At 46.5% G+C, this 20,402-nt stretch carries 14 protein-coding genes, 2 rRNA genes and 2 pseudogenes; 9 read left to right on the top strand and 9 right to left on the bottom strand.

From position 1 onward, the window contains the following. Positions 1-72: 72 nt before the first annotated feature. The 5 genes from LEUMU_RS27290 to rpsP all read right to left on the bottom strand — a co-directional run bounded on the left by LEUMU_RS27290 (position 73) and on the right by rpsP (position 4,016). The gene (locus LEUMU_RS27290; protein ID WP_157474430.1) at positions 73-1,947 is read right to left on the bottom strand and encodes a sensor domain-containing protein; all 1,875 of its coding nucleotides are present in this window, start codon (positions 1,945-1,947) and stop codon (positions 73-75) included. A gap of 174 nt (positions 1,948-2,121) precedes the next feature. Then, the gene (gene rplS, locus LEUMU_RS0121665; protein ID WP_022954400.1) at positions 2,122-2,466 is read right to left on the bottom strand and encodes a 50S ribosomal protein L19; all 345 of its coding nucleotides are present in this window, start codon (positions 2,464-2,466) and stop codon (positions 2,122-2,124) included. Next, the gene (gene trmD / locus LEUMU_RS0121660; protein WP_022954399.1) at positions 2,463-3,215 is read right to left on the bottom strand and encodes a tRNA (guanosine(37)-N1)-methyltransferase TrmD; all 753 of its coding nucleotides are present in this window, start codon (positions 3,213-3,215) and stop codon (positions 2,463-2,465) included. The genes rplS and trmD overlap by 4 nt, the downstream gene beginning before the upstream one ends. Before the next feature lie 3 nt (positions 3,216-3,218). Beyond that, a complete protein-coding gene (gene rimM, locus LEUMU_RS0121655; protein WP_022954398.1) occupies positions 3,219-3,734 on the bottom strand; it encodes a ribosome maturation factor RimM in 516 nt (171 codons plus the stop codon). A gap of 24 nt (positions 3,735-3,758) precedes the next feature. Further along, entirely contained in the window at positions 3,759-4,016 is a 258-nt protein-coding gene (gene rpsP, locus LEUMU_RS0121650) for a 30S ribosomal protein S16 (RefSeq protein ID WP_022954397.1), read from the bottom strand. 319 nt (positions 4,017-4,335) lie between these two features. Between rpsP and LEUMU_RS0121645 the strand changes: the two genes are divergently transcribed. Further along, positions 4,336-4,650, top strand: coding sequence for a hypothetical protein (locus LEUMU_RS0121645; RefSeq protein WP_022954396.1), 315 nt, complete (start codon positions 4,336-4,338; stop codon positions 4,648-4,650). A 3-nt stretch (positions 4,651-4,653) separates the two neighbouring features. Here the strand turns inward: LEUMU_RS0121645 and ffh are convergent, their stop codons facing one another. After that, a complete protein-coding gene (gene ffh / locus LEUMU_RS0121640; RefSeq protein WP_022954395.1) occupies positions 4,654-6,036 on the bottom strand; it encodes a signal recognition particle protein in 1,383 nt (460 codons plus the stop codon). Between the two features lie 152 nt (positions 6,037-6,188). On the opposite strand from ffh, the gene LEUMU_RS0121635 reads away from it, so the two are divergent. Genes LEUMU_RS0121635 through glnD form a run of 4 tightly spaced genes read left to right on the top strand, consistent with a single transcriptional unit; the run spans position 6,189 to position 12,208 of the window. Continuing rightward, on the top strand, positions 6,189-6,998 hold the full coding sequence (locus LEUMU_RS0121635) for a cytochrome C assembly family protein (protein ID WP_022954394.1): 810 nt from the start codon (positions 6,189-6,191) through the stop codon (positions 6,996-6,998). Continuing rightward, entirely contained in the window at positions 6,995-8,275 is a 1,281-nt protein-coding gene (locus tag LEUMU_RS0121630; RefSeq protein WP_022954393.1) for an HlyC/CorC family transporter, read from the top strand. Before LEUMU_RS0121635 ends, LEUMU_RS0121630 begins: the two co-directional genes overlap by 4 nt. Further along, a complete protein-coding gene (gene radA / locus LEUMU_RS0121625; RefSeq protein WP_022954392.1) occupies positions 8,268-9,632 on the top strand; it encodes a DNA repair protein RadA in 1,365 nt (454 codons plus the stop codon). The genes LEUMU_RS0121630 and radA overlap by 8 nt, the downstream gene beginning before the upstream one ends. Next, positions 9,632-12,208, top strand: a complete 2,577-nt coding sequence (gene glnD, locus LEUMU_RS0121620) for a [protein-PII] uridylyltransferase (RefSeq protein ID WP_022954391.1) — start codon at positions 9,632-9,634, stop codon at positions 12,206-12,208. Before radA ends, glnD begins: the two co-directional genes overlap by 1 nt. A 21-nt stretch (positions 12,209-12,229) precedes the next feature. On the opposite strand, the gene LEUMU_RS0121615 is transcribed toward glnD, so the two are convergent. After that, on the bottom strand, positions 12,230-12,694 hold the full coding sequence (locus LEUMU_RS0121615; protein ID WP_022954390.1) for a hypothetical protein: 465 nt from the start codon (positions 12,692-12,694) through the stop codon (positions 12,230-12,232). Between the two features lie 262 nt (positions 12,695-12,956). Between LEUMU_RS0121615 and LEUMU_RS0121610 the strand changes: the two genes are divergently transcribed. The 4 genes and pseudogenes from LEUMU_RS0121610 to LEUMU_RS0121595 form a co-directional block, all read left to right on the top strand. Then, positions 12,957-14,087 (top strand): BaiN/RdsA family NAD(P)/FAD-dependent oxidoreductase, encoded by a 1,131-nt coding sequence (locus tag LEUMU_RS0121610; RefSeq protein ID WP_051156082.1) that lies wholly within the window; start codon positions 12,957-12,959, stop codon positions 14,085-14,087. A 134-nt stretch (positions 14,088-14,221) separates the two neighbouring features. Continuing rightward, positions 14,222-14,476 (top strand): annotated as a pseudogene (locus tag LEUMU_RS0121605) (transposase); the annotation flags it as partial. 234 nt (positions 14,477-14,710) lie between these two features. Further along, positions 14,711-16,051, top strand: a complete 1,341-nt coding sequence (locus tag LEUMU_RS0121600) for an IS110 family RNA-guided transposase (RefSeq protein ID WP_022954387.1) — start codon at positions 14,711-14,713, stop codon at positions 16,049-16,051. Further along, a pseudogene (locus tag LEUMU_RS0121595) lies at positions 16,052-16,957 on the top strand (IS3 family transposase); the annotation flags it as partial. Positions 16,958-17,111: 154 nt separating this feature from the next. Here LEUMU_RS0121595 and rrf read toward each other — a convergent pair. Beyond that, a 5S ribosomal RNA gene (gene rrf / locus LEUMU_RS0121590) occupies positions 17,112-17,227 on the bottom strand. A gap of 132 nt (positions 17,228-17,359) precedes the next feature. Continuing rightward, a 23S ribosomal RNA gene (locus tag LEUMU_RS0121585) occupies positions 17,360-20,233 on the bottom strand. Between the last annotated feature and the right edge of the window lie 169 nt (positions 20,234-20,402).

Genomic DNA, 20,402 nt, shown 5'->3' with positions numbered 1-20,402 from the left:
AGGTGATAGAACTCATAACAATTTGAATAAGTCTAGCACAGGGAGATATTGTTGTTAGAGAAACTAGCTAGGCTAAACGGCCTCAGCAAGCTCTCTTGATTTGGCGGCTACTTTTTGACTGGGTAAATGCGGCAGAATCATTTCTTCAAGCGGCTTGGGCCTTGATATCCCATAGCCCTGCCCATAATCCACACCCATTTTACGAAGCAGCGCGATGATTTTATCATCCTCAACATACTCTGCAATAACCTTCAAATTCATGGAGTGCCCTACCTGAGTAACCGATTCAACAATATTTCGGGCAACTGAATCACGCATCAAGTCTTTAACAAAAATCCCATCAATTTTCAGGTAATCAACATCCAATGATGTTAGGTAGCCATAGGAACTCACACCCGTTCCAAAATCATCCAAGGAGAAGCTAGCACCCATATTTTTAAGCGTACTAATAAAGCGCGTTGCCAAAGTAATATCACTAACTGCAACAGCTTCGGTAATCTCAAAGCAGACCATTCTAGGATCTACGCCGGTTTTTTCCAACTCCTCCAGCACGTAGTCGAGGAAGCTCGACTCATCCAAACTTTGACCGGAGAGGTTTATCGCAAATACAGGTCGTGAATTCTTAAACTCTACCTGCGATAGCTGACGCAGCGCCTCCGAAACAACCCAGCGATCTAACTCAGGCATCATAGAGTAGTATTCAGCAACCGGAATAAATTCATCAGGTGGAATAAATTTACCATCCTCACCTGTCATTCTAATCAGCAGCTCATAATGGTGAAATGGCTGATCGAATTTATCTTCATGTAATGGATGGATTGGTTGAGCAAATAAACGGAAACTATTTTCTTTAAAGGCCTTCTTAAGATTCCAGACACCTTCCATATTGCTTTGCTCTTGGCGCATTTCAGCGCTTTCAGCACGGTAAGCAATGACTCGGTTTCCGCCGTGATTTCTGGCCGTACGGCAGGCAATGTCCGCCTCAGTCAACACACGGGCCGATGAACTGGTCTCTTTCTTAATGACTACGAAGCCACCACTCAAGGTGACCGGAAAGACCCGGGTGTTCCAGGTAAACTGAAAGTCAGCGATTTCATCACGGATCGCTTTCATTCTATTTGCCGCAGAAAACAAGGTACTTTCCCTGAACAGTATCCCGAAATCATTACTAGCCAACCGACCACCAATAGTTTCACCTTCGCCTGATACAGTCTGCTTAAGTACTCCGACAAATTTATTAATTAGCGAATCACCTGCAGCATAGCCAACGGTGTCATTGATAGTCTTAAACTGATCGATACTCACCGTCATAAACACATGACTTGAGCCGTGCTTTCTCGAATCATCAATCGATGCTTTCAGGATGGACTCAAATGCACGACGATTCAGCAGACCTGTTTGCGCATCATGGCGCTCCATGTAGCTTAACTGAGACTCAACTGCACGAGTGGCGGAGATATCATCGAAAAATAAAGCGTAGGTAGACTGCATCGGGTCGCGACTGTCTTCGACAACCGAAACCGTTACATTCATCCAAGCATTGATTGCCGACTGATAACGAACAATACAGCTTACAATCTGTGAATGATTTGCCGCACCATTGGTGTTTCGATAATTAAGGTAATTTTTTATCTCAACTTTTGTTTGCGTATTAAGCAGCTGAAATAAACCACCCGCTTGCCGCCCAAGATTCCGTCTTAATGGCGTATCAAACAAGCTTTCAGCAGCAGGGTTAAGGTAAATAACGGTATATTGACCAGACAACAGCACCACGGGAAATGGGACGATCTTCAGAATCTCCTCTTTAACCCCCAATGATTCCGGCTGAATTACCAAACCTTTAGAGTCACCAAGCCGACGCTTATACCAATACACAGCACAGGCAGCAGCTATCACAACAATGACGGCAACGAGCAATATCAGCGAATAGTCTTCTAGGAACGTCAAAATACCTTGGCAACCTGTTTATTATTATAATTTTATCTATCTTATACAGCACCCCAACTTAATCTTTGCTGTACGTGATTTTATGCACTGAAGACCTACCCAAATTACAGGCAAAAAAAAAGCCAGCATCCGAAGATGCTGGCTTTTGGCAAACTAACCAATAATGGTATTTGCTTATACTTTTTCTTTGATTCTGGCAGACTTACCGGTACGTCCACGCAGGTAGTACAGCTTAGCACGACGAACGTCACCGCTACGCTTTACTGAAATATCACCGATCTGGCTGCTGTAAGTCTGGAATACACGCTCCACACCTTCACCATAAGAGATCTTGCGAACTGTGAATGATGAATTCAAACCACGGTTGCGCTTAGCAATAACCACACCTTCAAATGCCTGCAGACGCTCACGATCGCCTTCACGCACTTTTACCTGAACGACAACAGTATCTCCAGGGCCAAACTGTGGGATTTCTTTGTTCATTTGCTCAGTTTCGAGCTGTTGAATAATGATACTCATGACTTAACCTCTGAAGTCTTTATTTCTTTCATAAAATCATCGAGCAGTTGTTTATCCTGCCCGCTCAATTCTTTTTCCTGCAATAACGCAGGTCGTCGCAATTGTGTGCGGCCTAGTGCCTGCTGGCGTCTCCATTGCTCAATAAGCTTATGGTTTCCACTCAACAAAACCTCTGGCACCTCGAGGTCTTCAATTTTTTCGGGCCTAGTGTAATGAGGGTGATCCAGTATCCCATCGCTAAATGAGTCCTGCACTGCAGATTCGGTATGCCCAAGCACCTCAGGCAACAACCGAGTCGTGCCATCAATGACGATCATCGCAGCTAATTCACCACCACTCAGAACGTAATCACCAACTGACCACTCTTCATCCACTTCAAGCGTAATAACACGCTCATCAATCCCTTCATAACGACCACAAAGCAGAATAACATTATCTACTTTTGCTAACCCTTCCAGCATTGACTGCTGCAAAGGCCTTCCTTGCGGGGTCATGTAAATCACTTTACAGTCGCCAAACTTATTTCTCTCATCACGAATTGCTCTTAATAAACAATCCGGCCGCATCACCATACCAGGTCCGCCACCATAGGGCCTATCATCTACCGTTCTGTGAACATCTTCTGCATAATCACGGGGATTAATACAGGTCATATTCATCAGACCTCGTTTTGATGCCCTACCGACAACGCCTCCGTTCACAACTGACTCCACCATTTCGGGAAACAGCGTGATTACAGAGAAATGCATGCGCTAAAAGTCCGGATCCCAGTCGACAACTATCTTTCCGGCTTCCAAGTCTACTTCTTTGACAAAATCACCTTTGACATAAGGAATAAAGCGTTCTCTCTCACCAGCAACAACCATTACATCGTTATTACCTGTTTCGAAAAGCCAATCCACTACGCCCAAGTCAACATTATCAACGGTATAAACCTTCAAGCCAACTAACTGGGACCAGTAATACTCGCCTTCGGCCAGCACTTCCAGCTGATCACGATGCACATAGATAACTGCACCAACCATAGCCTCAGCCTGGTTGCGATCAGCAATAACATCTAATTGTGCAACAATTGATTTACCCTGAACCCGGCCACGAAGCACCTTACATTCAGTTTCCTGACCATGATGTTTGAGTACCCATCGACGGTAATCCGTAATCTGGATCCTTGGCGAGGTGTGTGAAAACACTTTTACCCAACCCTGAACACCAAAGACGCCGTTAATGCTCCCCAGCTCAACAAGCTCAGCTTCTTTATCAACTGTCATTCGTTAATGTCTTTCAGTCGTCAATTATGCAGCAACTGCAGCTTTAGCAGCGTCTTTCAGCAGTGTAGCAACACGATCGCTAGGCTGTGCGCCTAAACCAATCCAATGCGCAACACGCTCTTGTTCCAGGTGCAGTCTTACTTCCTGACCACGAGCCACAGGATTAAAATAACCCAGACGCTCAATGTAACCACTGTCACGTGGCTTGCGAGAATCTGTTACTACGATGTGATAAAACGGGCGCTTCTTAGAACCGCCTCTTGCCATGCGAATTGTAACCATACTTTATATCTTCAGTCAGATGTCAGGACAGCACAAAGCATCCTGTCAGAAAAGGAAACGCGGAATTGTACTCCAATCCACGCAGAATAAAAGAGTAATTTAAATATTTTTTTGAAAAGCGCCACGAATAACTCAGGATACCGTTTATACAATTTGAACTAGAATCCTTGAACCAATCGTGACAGCATTGTCACATAACTTAAATAAACCGTAATATTACCATTAATCAATATATTTAAACCTGTATTCTCCCCCAGAGTGTCATCAGGCAAAAATAATAATAACAATACGTACGACCTAGATTACCCCCGAGGATCTTATGCATACAATTAAAATACTTGCAGCTGCAGCACTAACAATCACAATATTAAGTGCACATGCGAATGCAAATGAGTCCAGCTCCGCCGCCCCACTACAACTATCATTAGAAAGTAGCACGGTTGCTAAAAAGAGTGGCTTACCTTCTGAAACGTTTAGCGCACCAGCCAAAAAAACGGATAACGTCACCAAGCGACTCAATCAAGCAAAAGAAATACTCGGCAGCCTAGTTAGTTTCAAGTATGGCAAAGGCCAACGCCTGAAAGCTAACTTCGGCCGCACGAGCTACTCAGTGCAGTACACTAGCACCTTCTAAAGCTTACATTCCGGGGAAGCCACCGCCACCACCCATACCTGGCGGTAGCTGACCCTGCATTCCACGCATCATTTTCTTCAGACCGCCGCCAGAGAATTTCTTCATCATCTTGCTCATCTGCTTATGCTGCTTCAGCAAACGATTCACGTCCTGAATCTGCAAACCAGAACCCACTGCGATACGACGCTTGCGTGAGCCTTTAATCAAATCCGGAAAGCGACGCTCCTGAGGTGTCATTGAGTTAATAATGCCGACCATTTGCTTAACTTGCTTCGTCGTCTTTTCATCATTAACGACTGCCGCCATCTTTCCATTAACCCCGGGTAGCTTGTCGATCAAACCACTCATGCCGCCCATTTTTTCCATTTGCAGCATTTGATTGCGCAGATCTTCAAGGTCAAAACCTTTGCCTTTATTGAGCTTGCGAGCCAATTGTTGAGCTTGCTTATGGTCAACATTACGCTGCGCCTCTTCAACCAGCGACAGCACATCACCCATACCCAAAATTCGTGATGCAATACGATCAGGGTGGAAAGGCTCAAGCGCATCAATCTTCTCGCCCATTCCGATAAACTTAATCGGCTTGCCAGTGATTTGGCGTACTGACAATGCCGCACCACCGCGCGCATCACCATCTGCTTTAGTCAGAACGACACCCGTTAGCGGCAATGCATCACCGAATGCTTTAGCGGTATTCGCCGCATCCTGACCGGTCATACTGTCAACAACGAACAAAGTCTCAACCGGTGCTACCGCACGGTGAATCGCTTGAATCTCTTGCATCATCTCTGCATCGATATGCAAACGACCAGCTGTATCGACAATCAGAACATCAATGTGCTGACGTTTTGCTTCAGCCAATGCGTTATTCGCAATATCAACCGGCGACTGACCAACATCACTAGGAATAAACACCGCTTCCACTTGCGTGGCCAATGTTTCTAACTGCTTGATTGCCGCAGGACGGTAAACGTCACAACTCACCACAGCAACCGTCTTTTTCTCTCGAACTTTCAGTAGCTTTGCCAGCTTACCTGCCGTTGTCGTTTTACCCGCCCCCTGCAAACCCGCCATCAAAATAACGGCAGGTGGCTGCGCTCTTAGATCAAGCGACTCGTTCGCCTGCCCCATTGTCTCAACCAGTTCGTCATTAACGATCTTGATTAAGACCTGACCAGGAGACAAACTAGAAAGCACTTCCTGCCCAACTGCGCGCTCTTTAACTCTGGCGACGAAATCCCGTACAACGGGTAACGCGACATCCGCTTCCAGTAGCGCCATCCGCACTTCGCGCAGCGTATCCTTAATATTTTCGTCAGTTAGTCGCGCTTGACCACGTAACTTTTTGACCGTATGGGAGAGCCGTTCACTTAAATTTTCAAACATATTATTAGCACTTAGTGTAGTGTTGCAGTCATATAGGGAAACGTACCGAGCGCCGCCATCCGAACAAGAATATTCTTATCAATTACGCTCTATGCACAACGTGGGTTACATTATACCATTAAGCACTGAGAATATTCACCTGAACTAAAATAATGACAACAATCGGTACCATTGCGATCATACTCTATGCCATTGCCTGGCTATTACTGGCAATGCGCTGGCGAGCAGGATTCAAACAAACTGAAGCACCTGCATTATCCAGGCATTACCTTTGGATATGGTTAGTTGCGGCCTGCTTACATGCCGCCTATTTATACTCTCCGCTTATATCAGAGCAGCATTTATCGTTAGACTTTATTAGTGCTGCATCGCATGTCATGTGGCTAGCAGGTCAGGTATTGCTAATCACCGCCATTACACACCGACTGGAAAGTCTGAACTTATTCACCTTACCATTCATAGCGATAGCGCTATTTGCACAAGTGTTCCTGCCACTGACTGAACACTCACAGCGCATACCGATTAATGGACTGGGTGTTCACATTCTTTCGGCACTATTGGCGTATAGCATGCTGATGATCGCGGCGATTCAGGCCGTCATTCTAGCGTACCAACACATTCATCTGCATAATCATAAGCCCAATGCCTTCTTGCGCACATTGCCTGCTCTTCAGGACATGGACAGTTTGCTGTTTCGTTTTATCAAGGTGGGCGTCGCCCTGCTGTCAGTCACACTGATTACTGGCTTTGTCTACCTTGAGAACTTTTTTGACGCTCATGTTGCCCATAAAACAGTGCTATCCATTGTCGCTTGGCTCGTGTTTTCCGCCCTACTACTGGGCCGCTGGAAATATGGCTGGCGCGGCATTAGCGCAACACGCTGGACACTGAGCGGCTTCGGCTTACTAATGCTAGCCTTTTTCGGCACTAAATTCGTACAAGAGTATCTACTGACCTCGTGAACATCGACCACATCCCGCTGGGACTATTATTCTTATTACTGTTTGTTCTGTTTATTTTATCAGCGTTCTTTTCCGGCTCTGAAACGGCCTTAATGGCATTGAACAGGTACAAGCTGAAACACACTGCTCAATCAAATCGAGGCGCTGCACTGGCCTATGATTTGCTGCAAAAGCCAGATCGGCTGATTGGTTTGATTCTACTGGGTAACAATCTGGTGAACATCCTGATCACGCAGCTAGCCACCTTGATTGGTTTTCGTCTGGCGGGTAATGCCGGCGTGGCAATTGCCACCGGAGCACTGACCTTAATGTTGCTGATTTTCGCCGAGGTAACACCGAAAACTATTGCAGCGCTTAAGTCAGAAGCCATTGCTTTTCCTGCAGCGTATATCTACACACCCTTACTGAAACTGGCATATCCACTAGTTTGGATGATCAACTTGGTCGCGAACTCCATCGTAAAGCTATTCGGCGTCGACCCAGAAAAAGTTGATTTAGAGTCACTCAGCCATGAAGACTTAAAGGCCGTCGTCAATGAAGCTGGAGACCTAATCCCCGCTAACCATCAAGACATGGTCGTCAGCGTGTTGGATATGGAGACAACCACTGTTGAAGACATCATGATCGTGCGCACCGAAGTCAGCGGTATCGATATTGATGAAGACTGGAATGATATTGAGGAGCAGATTCTTCGCAGTAATTTTACGCGATTATTAGTCTATCAAGGACAAGTTGATAACATCATCGGCTTTACAAATATCCGCGCTTTACTGCCTTTATTCTATGAAGACAGACTAAGCAGAGAATCATTACTAGAGACAGTCACGCCTCCTTACTTCACTCCGACTGGTACAGTACTTACCCAACAGCTGATTAACTTTCAAACCGAGAAAAAGCGGGTTGCGATTGTGGTTGATGAGTACGGTGATGTGCAAGGCATGGTGACGCTTGAAGATATTCTTGAAGAAATTGTAGGGGCCTTCACACCCACTTCGTTCAATGATGAAGCCGTGCAACAAGAAGATGGCTCAGTCTGGGTTGATGGCGCCATGCATATTCGTGAACTAAATCGTCAGCTGGCAATCGACCTACCAACTAATGGCCCGAAGACCATCAACGGACTGGTGACCGAGCATCTCGGCTCATTACCAGTTCCGGGTGTTACAATACTCATTAACGAATACCCTTTGGAAGTTCGTCAAACCCGTAATAACGCGGTTAAAACACTGATCCTGCATCCTCGCTTACAACGAATCGAAACGACACCTAATGGCTAAAAGTAAAACGCAATACGTTTGTACCGCGTGTGGTAGCGTCCACCTAAAATGGGGCGGGCAGTGCAGTGATTGCAATGAATGGAATACCCTGCAAGAAGAAGCCGTTATCGCAACACCGGCCGCCGCAAAAACAAACCATCGTACCGGCGGTTATGCGGGTGAAAATAGCCGAATAAAATCGATTAACGAAATTGATTTTAAAGAAGATATTCGCACTACAACTGGCCAGTCTGAGTTAGATCGCGTGCTCGGCGGTGGACTGGTTCAAGGCTCCGTAATTTTGATTGGTGGTGACCCCGGCATCGGAAAATCCACTATTCTATTGCAGACGCTCTCTAGCCTGAAAGACACCAAAACACTCTACGTCACAGGTGAGGAGTCATTGCAGCAAGTCTCAATGCGAGCGCAGCGACTTGAGCTTCCTACCGAAAATCTACGGTTACTTACAGAAACTTGTATTGAGCGCATCATCGAGCTAGCCAACGTTGAAAAGCCTGAAGTGATGGTGATCGACTCGATTCAAACGATCTATACCGAACACCTAACCTCTGCGCCGGGCTCAGTAAGCCAGATCAGAGAAGCCACCGCCAAATTAACGCGCTACGCCAAACAAACCAATACCGCGACCTTTATTGCGGGCCACGTGACCAAAGAAGGCACACTCGCTGGCCCCAGAGTATTGGAGCACATGGTTGATACCGTACTCTACTTCGAAGGCGATCCTGGTAGTCGATACCGCTTATTGCGTGCCGTCAAAAATCGCTTCGGTGCCGTTAACGAGCTAGGCGTGTTTGCGATGACCGAAAAAGGCCTCAAGGGAATTAGCAACCCCTCTGCTATTTTCCTCTCTCGCCACGATGAAGATGTGCCCGGTAGTGTAATTATGGTCACGCGCGAAGGTACACGCCCTCTACTAGTTGAGGTGCAGGCTTTAGTTGATGAAAGCCACGGCTCACAACCCAAGCGTGTTGCCTTAGGATTAGAGCAGAATCGCATGGCTATGCTATTGGCCGTTATGCATCGACACGGCGGCATCTCAATGTTTGATCAGGATGTATTTGCCAATGTCGTTGGTGGCGTGAAAATTACTGAGACCGCTGCAGACTTACCCTTGATGCTGGCCGCTCTATCCAGTTTCCGAAACCGCCCTCATCCATCAGATATGATTGTCTTTGGTGAAATTGGCCTGGCTGGAGAAATTCGCCCAGTACCCAATGGTGAAGAGCGTTTGAAAGAAGCACTGAAGCATGGCTTTAAGCGAGCCATTATTCCCAAAGGAAATATGCCGCGACAAGCCATTAAAGGAATGACTATTTTCCCCGCCCAACGATTAGAAGAAGCCTTGGAGTATCTATAATGCTAAAGGACGTACTGCGCGAATCTGCACTTAAGCTGAAACAAGACTTTGATGATAAAGTACATATCAAGCAATTACTTAGCGACCGTAGCGCCACCATTGATTATGTCGTTAGTGAGCTATGGGATCAGACTGGGCTAACCGAACTAGACACTCTCGCGCTCATTGCCGTCGGCGGATACGGACGTGCAGAAATGCATCCTGCCTCAGATGTTGATTTACTCATTCTGTTACAAGAAGAGCCCGATTCTGCGACCGAGGGGAAGCTCTCTGATTTTTTAACCAATCTTTGGGACTTAGGACTTGAAGTTGGCCACAGCGTTCGAACCATCCCGCAATGCGTTGAAGAGGCCGAGCAAGACCTGACGGTTATCACCAACCTTATTGAGGCTCGCCACCTCACAGGTAATGAAGCCTTATTCTCAGAGCTGGAAACACAAATAGCGCCAGATAAACTTTGGCCTGCTGAGCGTTTCTTTGAAGCAAAAATACAAGAAAAGCATGACCGCTATCAACAGTATGGTGACACTGCTTACCGTGTTGAGCCCAATCTCAAAGAAGGCCCTGGCGGACTGCGCGACATTCAGACGATCGATTGGGTAACTGAGCGTGCTTATAACGTTAGATTACTGCACGCCTCATCGGACCAAACCTTATTGACCTCGAAAGAACTACAGACGCTGGTTGAAGGTAAGCATTTTCTATGGACCGTTCGCTTCGCCTTACACATTCTGGCAGAGCGCAAAGAAGACCGTTTATTATTTGATTACCAACGCTCGTTGGCTCACATTTTTGGCTATACCGATGACACACAGAACCAATCTGTGGAGCGTTTTATGCAGCGCTATTATCGGACGATCACTGAGCTGGAGCGCCTAAATGAGGTGTTGCTCGGCGTACTGCGCAAACGGATTTTACCTCCGACCAATGTAAAGCCATTTCACATTACGCCGCTTTATCTAAATGATGACGACTATCTAGCCATCGCCAACCCGTATGTATTTAAGAACCACCCCCATACCTTACTTAGTGTGTTTTATACCCTTCAGGTTACTCCAGAACTGAAAGGACTAACGCCTGACACTATTCGGGAGTTGCGTAACAACCTACACCTGATTGACGACAACTTCAGAGCGAAAGCAAAGCACAAACAGATTTTCATGGATATTCTAAATGAGTCATCAGGCATTACCTTTGTGATGCGCAGAATGAATCGCTATGGCGTCTTGGCGGCTTACATCCCAGCCTTTGCGAACATTGTCGGGCGAATGCAGTACGACCTGTTCCATGCGTTCACTGTAGATGACCACACATTGAACCTTGTACAACATATTCGGCAGTTAGGCGTTGAGAAAGGCCGAAAGAAAACACCCTTTCTAAGTGAAATATTCACAACCCTAAATCGCCCACAGCTTTTATACCTTGCAGCACTATTCCATGATATTGCCAAGGGGAGACCCGGTTCGCACTCGGAGCTTGGTGCGGTTGATGCTTTAGAGTTTTGTAAGTCTCACGGCTTAAACGAATACGATTCTAACTTAGTGAGCTGGCTGGTTAGACAACACTTAACGATGAGCACCACCGCACAACGAAAAGATATTAGTGATCCAAAAGTAATTCAGGAGTTTGCGGATACCGTTGCGCTTCAATCTCGCTTGGATTACCTCTATTTACTCACGATTTGCGACATTCGCAGTACAAACCCTACGCTATTGACCGACTGGAAAAATGCCCTACTTCGTGAGCTTTACCAATCAACCCGCAACTATTTGCAACAATCAGAAAGCGCCAGCCCAAGTGCTCACGACTTATTGATTGAAAAGAAGAATTCGGCAATTAAGCAATTAGCCGAGATAGAAATTAGCGCTGAAGATTGCCAGACTTTCTGGAATGGGATGAGTACCGAATATTTACTCCAGCATCCTGTGGACTTACTCGTGTGGCATATTGCAGAAATCCATCAGGCCAACACGACAAAGCCAATCATTCGTTTAAAGCAAGACGAGAAACGCAGCAGTACACAAGTATTCATCTTTGCTAAAACAAAAAAGACCTTATTCACCCGTATTGCTTCATCCCTCGAGCAAATGCACATGAATATCGTTGCCGCGAATTTAGCGACTAATGATGATGGGTACTCTTTAGATACACTGACATTTCTTAATACTGAAGGAAAGCCAGTCACCGTGTTAAGTGATCAGCAAACGATTCTTCGTACAATAAATAAGAATTTACTCAGCGAGACCTTTACTACAAACCCGTCTCATTATCGAGTACCAAGAAAGCTGAAGTATTTTGATACCCCAACTCGGGTAACATTTGGGCAGAACGAAACAAAGAAACAAACCGTATTAACGCTATATACGTCTGACTTTCCGGGCCTGCTAACGCGAATAAGCCAAGTGTTTTACAATGAGAAGCTTTTGATCCATAGCGCCCGTATTTCTACTCTAGGGGAAGAGGTAGAGGATATATTCTATATAACTACTCTCGATAACCAGCAAATAACGGACGAGCAAAAGCAGCAACAGATCCGCGAGTCACTGCAGGAACGAATGCAGCAACTCTGGAAATAACGAACAGACCGCTATAAGATTTTAATCAGCAATTCCGACGATTACCGGTGGTATCACTACCGGTACGGAGCTTGGGATAGTACGATCTTCCTTCAAACTCTCACCTAAACTTGCCCAATAGTTTTCAGAGCGCACTTGCTCATCGAAGCTTTGAGCCCTATCCGTTTTTTCATTGCTTTTGACAAGCTGAGGCTTAGGCGAAAAGTAGGAAACATCTGAAAAGATATCAGCACTTGCAAAATTATTATAGGTGACTACATTTGCCTTAGGGCTGTAGTTGACACGACTTAACTCGCGCATTTCTTTTTCCAGCAAGATGCGCTGATGAATGCTAGTTACAACATCTCGTGCTTCATAAGGCTTCATCAGAATACCTGAGACTGAGATCACCCCCATTACTGCGGCAACAGAGAACACTGCCCCCATTGTCGCTGTTGAGACCGATTCATCGAAACTCTCAACCAATGCTTTATAAAACTTACCCATACCCCAGCTCCCGTTAGCATTATTATTATAATTTTATTATCAGGGCTGCTACCGGAACGTGAGATTAACAGGAAATACTCTTTATTCCTCAGATCCACTAAATTGCCTCGGCATCGCCCTGTTGAACCCAACTAATATAGTAGATAGTATGGCCGCTCATTGTTAGTAATCCCGTTAACTTACTAGTAACGTGGCAACCAAGAGTAAATCATCCTTGATAAATTATGATGTAATTATTATCGGAGCTGGAGCTGCCGGCCTTATGTGTGCCATTCAGGCAGGTCAACGCGGACGCTCTGTACTGGTTTTAGAAAAAGCCAACAAGGCTGGAAAAAAAATTCTGATATCTGGTGGTGGACGCTGTAATTTCACCAACCTCTACACCGAACCTGACGCATATTTATCTCATAATACCCATTTTTGTAAATCTGCATTGTCTCGTTACACACAGTGGGACTTTATTGCCCTACTTGAAAAACATGGCTTGAGCTGGACTGAAAAGACGCTCGGGCAATTATTCTGTGATCAAAAAGCAGGTGCTATTGTTGAGCTACTGCTGGATGAGTGCCGTGAGGCCAATGTAAAAATACAACTTAACTGTGATATTAGCGCTATTGAAAAGGCAGAAGAATTCACCGTTAAAAGCAGTCTTGGCGACTTCTCTAGCGAAAGCTTAGTTGTTGCAACAGGTGGTCCCTCTATTCCAAAAATGGGTGCGACCGATTTCTCACAACAAGTTGCAGAACAGTTCTCACTAAAAACCTTTCCTTTTACCCCTGGGCTAGTACCTTTTATTTTCCCGGAAGCTGAGCTGGTGAGTTTTTTCAGAGAGATCTCCGGTACAGCTGTTGATGTCAGAATGGAATGCAACAATGTTAGCTTTAAAGAGGCAATTTTGTTTACACACCGGGGACTAAGTGGTCCAGCCGCGTTACAAATTTCATCTTATTGGCAGTTAGGCGATGAGGTTAGCGTAAACCTACTTCCCGATATTGATACTGAAGAGTGGCTGAAAGAGCAACAATCGGAACGCCCAAAGGCAGAACTTAAAACACTCTTATCCCAAGTACTACCTAAGCGATTAGCGATTAAGCTTTGTGAATTGTTCTTTGAAAATAAACCAATGGCACAGTACAACTCGAAAGAGCTTGGCGCTATCGCGATGACATTAAGCGATTGGCGACTAAAACCTAGCGGTACTGAAGGAATGCGAACCGCCGAAGTTGCGCTTGGCGGAGTGAATTGTGATGAACTATCTTCGAAAACACTTGAAGCAAAACACGTCAATGGACTTTATTTCATTGGTGAAAGCATTGATGTGACAGGACATCTTGGTGGCTACAACTTTCAATGGGCTTGGGCGTCAGGATGGTGCGCGGGGCAATATGTGTAACAGATAGACTTGTTAGATACATTTTTAGATCAACTAAATTAGCGCCTACGGGCGCTTTTTTGTGACTATTTGTTCTGGTCCAATGGAACCGGACACTTCGATAAGAGATAATTAATTTATCTATCGAGGTGTTTATGAGCAAGAAACGAACCTACAAAAGCTACACGCAGGAGTTTAAGGAAGAAGCAGTCGCTTTGGTAACCGAGCAAGGGTATAGCGTGCCTCAAGCAGCTGAATCTTTAGGCATACGGACAAATCAACTCTACCAGTGGAAACAAAAACTGGAGCAATCAAAGCAAGATAGCTTTCTGAATCCAGACGAAAAAAGTGAGTTGGTTGCCCTCCGCAAAGAAGTCAAACGGCTCCGTATGGAGAAAGAAATATTAAAAAACCGCCCACTGTTTAGCCCAGCCCCATAACATTAGAAACACCCTTTTAGCTATACTCTGAATAGCCCACCGGATAGTGATCGTTCGCCTTTTGGAGATTTGATCCCGTCAAAAAACCTGATCCGGGGAGTTGGCGTACCCAGTATTGGCGGCACTTAGTGACCCCGTTTAGGAAAGTGATGGATTTATTCGTACTCCCCTCCCGGTAGGCTCTCAATTCAACGAGGGTACTTTATGAAAAAGCGGAAAGTTAACAGTCAGGCATTACCGGTCATCAACCCTTTTGCAGCTGGGATTGATGTTGGGGCTACTTTTCATGTGGTCTCAGTTTCTCCAGACCTGTGTGAAGACTCAGTGCAAACCTTTCAGGCCTTCACCAGCGATATTCATCGTTTGGCAGATTGGCTGGTTAAAATCGGCATCACCACCGTCGCCATGGAGTCAACAGGCGTTTACTGGATACCTTTATATGAAGAATTGGAGAGTCGAGGATTAGACGTTGTACTTGCTAACGCCCGCGAAACACGTTCTGTACCTGGCCGTAAGACGGATGTAAAAGATGCCCAGTGGATACAACAACTCCATGCGTGTGGCTTGTTAAAAGCCAGCTTTCGCCCCAAGCAAGCTATTGTTGCACTACGTTGTTATTTGCGTACCCGTGAGCGTATGTTGGATTATGCCGCAGCCCATATTCAGCATATGCAAAAAGCACTCACTCACATGAATATTCTACTTCATCATGTGATTACGGACATAACGGGCGTCACCGGTATGAAAATTATCAGAGCGATTGTGGGTGGACAGTATGACCCGACAACCCTTGCCGTTATGCGTGATGGTCGCTGTAAGTCTGACCAAGCCACTATTTGCAAAGCGCTGACTGGCAATTATCAACCTGAACATTTGTTTGCTCCCAAACAAGCCTTGAATTTATACGATGCCTATCAAGTACAGGTAAAAGAATGCGATGTTGAAATTGAGCAGTCACTCACGATGCTCTCATTGGATAGCCCAGAACCAGACCAGCCGATACCGAAAGCACGGCACAAAACCAAACAACCGAATGCACTAAATTTTGATGTCCGACAAGCTCTCTATGGCTTAGTGGGAGTCGACTTGACGCAAATTCATGGCATTGGCCCTTACCTTGCGCTGAGACTGATCTCCGAATGTGGCACTGATCTTAGTAAATGGCCAACTGCCAAGCACTTCACCTCGTGGCTAACACTCTGCCCCGGTTCGAAGATTACAGGCGGGAAAGTTCTGTCCTCTCATAGCCGCAAAAGTAATAATCGCATCGTGGCTCATTTAAGATTAGCCGCAACGACGTTGGGACGAACGAATACGGCATTAGGTGCCTTTTACCGACGTCTATCAGCCCGAATAGGCAAAGCCAAAGCGGTGACCGCCACCGCGCGCAAAATAGCTGTCCTATTTTATAACTCGATGCGCTATGGTCAGGATTATAGGGATCCGGGCGCTGATCAGTATGAGCAACAGTATAAGGAGAGAGCGCTCAAGAACTTACGACGTAAAGCAGCTGATTTTGGCTACACGCTGGAATGTGTTTCTTAGGAAGGCCAGCGCCTTCTTTGCAAAAGAAATGAAGTAACGTTTCAGTTTATCAGAGGTTTACCTGACTACTTCCCAACAACAATGGCCTGCCGAGTGATGCAGGTAAGCCGTTCAGCCTATTACGATTGGTTGGTACGGCCTGCTCAACTAATCACTGCTGATAAATTGCATCTGTATCGCCGGATTAAGCAACTATTTAAAGCAAGCAGGGAAAGCTTAGGATCGAGGGAGATGGTCAAGAAACTGCGCAAAGAAGGCTTTATCATTGGCCGATATCGGGTACGTACATTAATGAAGCGCCTGGGTCTGGTGGTTGTTCAGCGTCAAGCTTACAAAGTAACCACGCGAAGAAAACACTCGGATCAAGTGGCTGATAACTTGATTAATCAGGACTTCAACCCCAAGAAACCCAATCAGGTTTGGCCGGGTGATGTCACTTATTTGAGAACCCATGAGGGCTGGATGTATTTGGCTATCGTAATGGATTTATACTCCAAACGAATTGTTGGCTGGGCGATTGACAAGCGGATGACGGTTGATTTGGTCAGTCGAGCAATGCAGATGGCGATCAACCTCAGAGCCCCTGGTAAAGGATTGATTTTTCACAGTGATCGGGGCTCTCAATATACAAGTAAGGCATTCAGGTGCTTGTTAAAACGCCGTCACATCAACGCATCAATGAGTGGTGTGGGAGCTTGCTGGGATAACGCAGTGGTTGAACGTTTCTTTGGCAGTTTAAAAAATGAATGGCTATTAAAGGTCTATCATTTAACACGACAAACCATGAAGCAGGATGTTGAGGAGTATATCCGTTATTACAATCGTGACAGGCTACACACGGCTAATGATGATCTGTCGCCAATCGAATTTGAAGTGTCTCAAATTAAAGTGTCCGGCTGGACTTGACCAGAACAGTTGTTTATGAATCCCAGCATCTAAGACCATAACTTGAAGACACAAACTATCATGAGTTACTGCTATTGCTAACACTTCATTTCATCAAATTTCAGGCATAAAAAAAGCCCCGGACAGTTGTACTGTCCGAGGCCCTTCTGTTCAATCCTGGTAATGTCCTACTTTCACATGGGGAAACCCCACACTATCATCGGCGATGACACTTTTCACTGCTGAGTTCGGGATGGGATCAGGTGGTTCAATGTCTCTATGGTCACCAGGAAAACCGGTGTGTGTGACTGAACTGGTTTGCGGCAACAGCCTCAGCTGCCCCGCGCTCAATCGCACGTAAAATCAGTAATAATCTAGTGGTAATGTCCTACACTTTCGTCCAAACAAACCATTCAGGGTTATAGAATCAAGCCTCACGGGCAATTAGTACACCTTAGCTACACACATTACTGCGCTTCCACATGGTGCCTATCAACGTCGTAGTCTTCAACGGCCCTTTAGGGAGATCTAGTCTCCAGAGAATACTCATCTTGGAAGGGGCTTCCCGCTTAGATGCTTTCAGCGGTTATCCTGTCCGAACTTAGCTACCCGGCTATGCCACTGGCGTGACAACCGGTACACCAGAGGTTCGTCCACTCCGGTCCTCTCGTACTAGGAGCAGCTTTCCTCAATATTCTAACGCCCACGGCAGATAGGGACCGAACTGTCTCACGACGTTCTGAACCCAGCTCGCGTACCACTTTAAATGGCGAACAGCCATACCCTTGGGACCCGCTTCAGCCCCAGGATGTGATGAGCCGACATCGAGGTGCCAAACACCGCCGTCGATATGAACTCTTGGGCGGTATCAGCCTGTTATCCCCGGCGTACCTTTTATCCGTTGAGCGATGGCCCTTCCATACAGAACCACCGGATCACTAAGACCTACTTTCGTACCTGCTCGACGTGTCTGTCTCGCAGTCAAGCTCACTTATGCCTTTGCACAAACCTCATGATTTCCGACCATGATTAGTGAACCTTCGCGCTCCTCCGTTACGCTTTAGGAGGAGACCGCCCCAGTCAAACTACCCACCATACACTGTCCCAAACCCCGATCAGGGGCCGTGGTTAGAACATCAGAACTACCAGGCTGGTATTTCAAGATTGGCTCCACCGGAACTAGCGTCCCGGTTTCAAAGCCTCCCAGCTATCCTACACAAGTAGGCCCGATGTTCAGTGCAAAGCTGTAGTAAAGGTGCACGGGGTCTTTCCGTCTAGCCGCGGGTACGCAGCATCTTAACTGCGATTTCAATTTCACTGAGCCTCTGGTGGAGACAGTGTGGCCGTCGTTACGCCATTCGTGCAGGTCGGAACTTACCCGACAAGGAATTTCGCTACCTTAGGACCGTTATAGTTACGGCCGCCGTTTACCGGGGCTTCGATCAAGAGCTTCGCCGAAGCTAACCCCATCAATTAACCTTCCGGCACCGGGCAGGCGTCACACCCTATACGTCCGCTTTCGCGTTAGCAGAGTGCTGTGTTTTTGATAAACAGTCGCAGCCACCTGGTCTCTGCGGCCCCCAACAGCTATGAACCGTCAGGGGCGCACCTTCTCCCGAAGTTACGGTGCTATTTTGCCTAGTTCCTTCACCAGAGTTCTCTCAAGCGCCTTGGAATTCTCATCCTATCCACGTGTGTCCGTTTAGAGTACGGTCACTAATAAGCTGAAGCTTAGAGGTTTTTCCTGGAAGCATGGCATCGACTACTCCAGTTCCGTAGAACCGTCGCCATCACGCCTCAGCATTAAGAACCCGGATTTGCCTAAGTTCTCTGCCTAAACGCTTAGATACACACCAACTGTGTTCTAGCCTAGCCTTCTCCGTCACCCCATCGCACTTATTAGCGGTACAGGAATATTAACCTGTTTCCCATCGACTACGCATCTCTGCCTCGCCTTAGGGGCCGACTAACCCTGCGCCGATTAACGTTGCGCAGGAAACCTTGGATTTTCGGCGGACGGGTTTTTCACCCGTCTTATCGTTACTTATGTCAGCATTCGCACTTCTGATACCTCCAGCAAACCTTACGATTCACCTTCATTGGCTTACAGAACGCTCCTCTACCAATCGGATAAATCCGATTCCGCAGCTTCGGTATACAGCTTGAGCCCCGTTAAATCTTCCGCGCAGGCCGACTCGACCAGTGAGCTATTACGCTTTCTTTAAAGGATGGCTGCTTCTAAGCCAACCTCCTGGCTGTCTGTGCCTTCCCACATCGTTTCCCACTGAGCTGTAATTTTGGGACCTTAGCTGGCGGTCTGGGTTGTTTCCCTTTCCACGACGGACGTTAGCACCCGCCGTGTGACTCCCATGCTGCTACTTCACGGTATTCGGAGTTTGCAATGGGTTGGTAAGGCGGTCAGGCCCCCCTAGCCATAACAGTGCTCTACCCCCGTGAGTAATACATGAGGCTCTACCTAAATAGATTTCGAGGAGAACCAGCTATCTCCGAGCTTGATTAGCCTTTCACTCCGATCCACAGCTCATCCCCGCATTTTTCAACATACGTGGGTTCGGTCCTCCAGTAGGTGTTACCCCACCTTCAACCTGGCCATGGATAGATCGCTCGGTTTCGGGTCTACTGACCGCGACTTGTCGCCCTATTAAGACTCGGTTTCCCTACGCCTACGCTATACGCTTAAGCTTGCCACGATGAGTAAGTCGCTGACCCATTATACAAAAGGTACGCAGTCACCCGAATAAATTCAGGCTCCCACTGCTTGTACGTATGCGGTTTCAGGTTCTATTTCACTCCCCTCTCCGGGGTTCTTTTCGCCTTTCCCTCACGGTACTGGTTCACTATCGGTCGATAAGGAGTATTTAGCCTTGGAGGATGGTCCCCCCATGTTCAATCAGGATATCACGTGTCCCGACCTACTCGTTTTCACGACTAAAATGATTTCAGATACGGGACTATCACCCACTCTGGTCACGCTTCCCAACGTGTTCTCTTATCATTAAAGCCGCTTAAGGGCTGGTCCCCGTTCGCTCGCCGCTACTAAGGGAATCTCGGTTGATTTCTGTTCCTCCGGGTACTTAGATGTTTCAGTTCTCCGGGTTAGCTTCGTAATCCTATGTATTCAGATTACGATGACACCTTATAGTGCCGGGTTTCCCCATTCGGACATCCTCGGGTCACAGCTTGTTTATCAGCTCACCGGGGCTTTTCGCAGATTACTACGTCCTTCATCGCCTCTTATCGCCTAGGCATCCACCACATACGCTTAGTCACTTGATTCTATAACCCTGAACAGTCTGCTGTGGCCTTTTGACTCCCACAACGCTCAGGGCGATGACTATAACTTTGTAACGATTTGTCTTGAGAAAATGTTTCCATTTTCATGTCAACGCCTAAACACTCATCATGTTGAGTCGTTGACCTAGATTATTACTTGATTTTTTAAAGA

Origin of the sequence: Leucothrix mucor DSM 2157, from assembly GCF_000419525.1 — a bacterium.
Lineage (GTDB): Bacteria > Pseudomonadota > Gammaproteobacteria > Thiotrichales > Thiotrichaceae > Leucothrix > Leucothrix mucor.
This window is presented reverse-complemented; position numbering and strand designations above follow the sequence as displayed.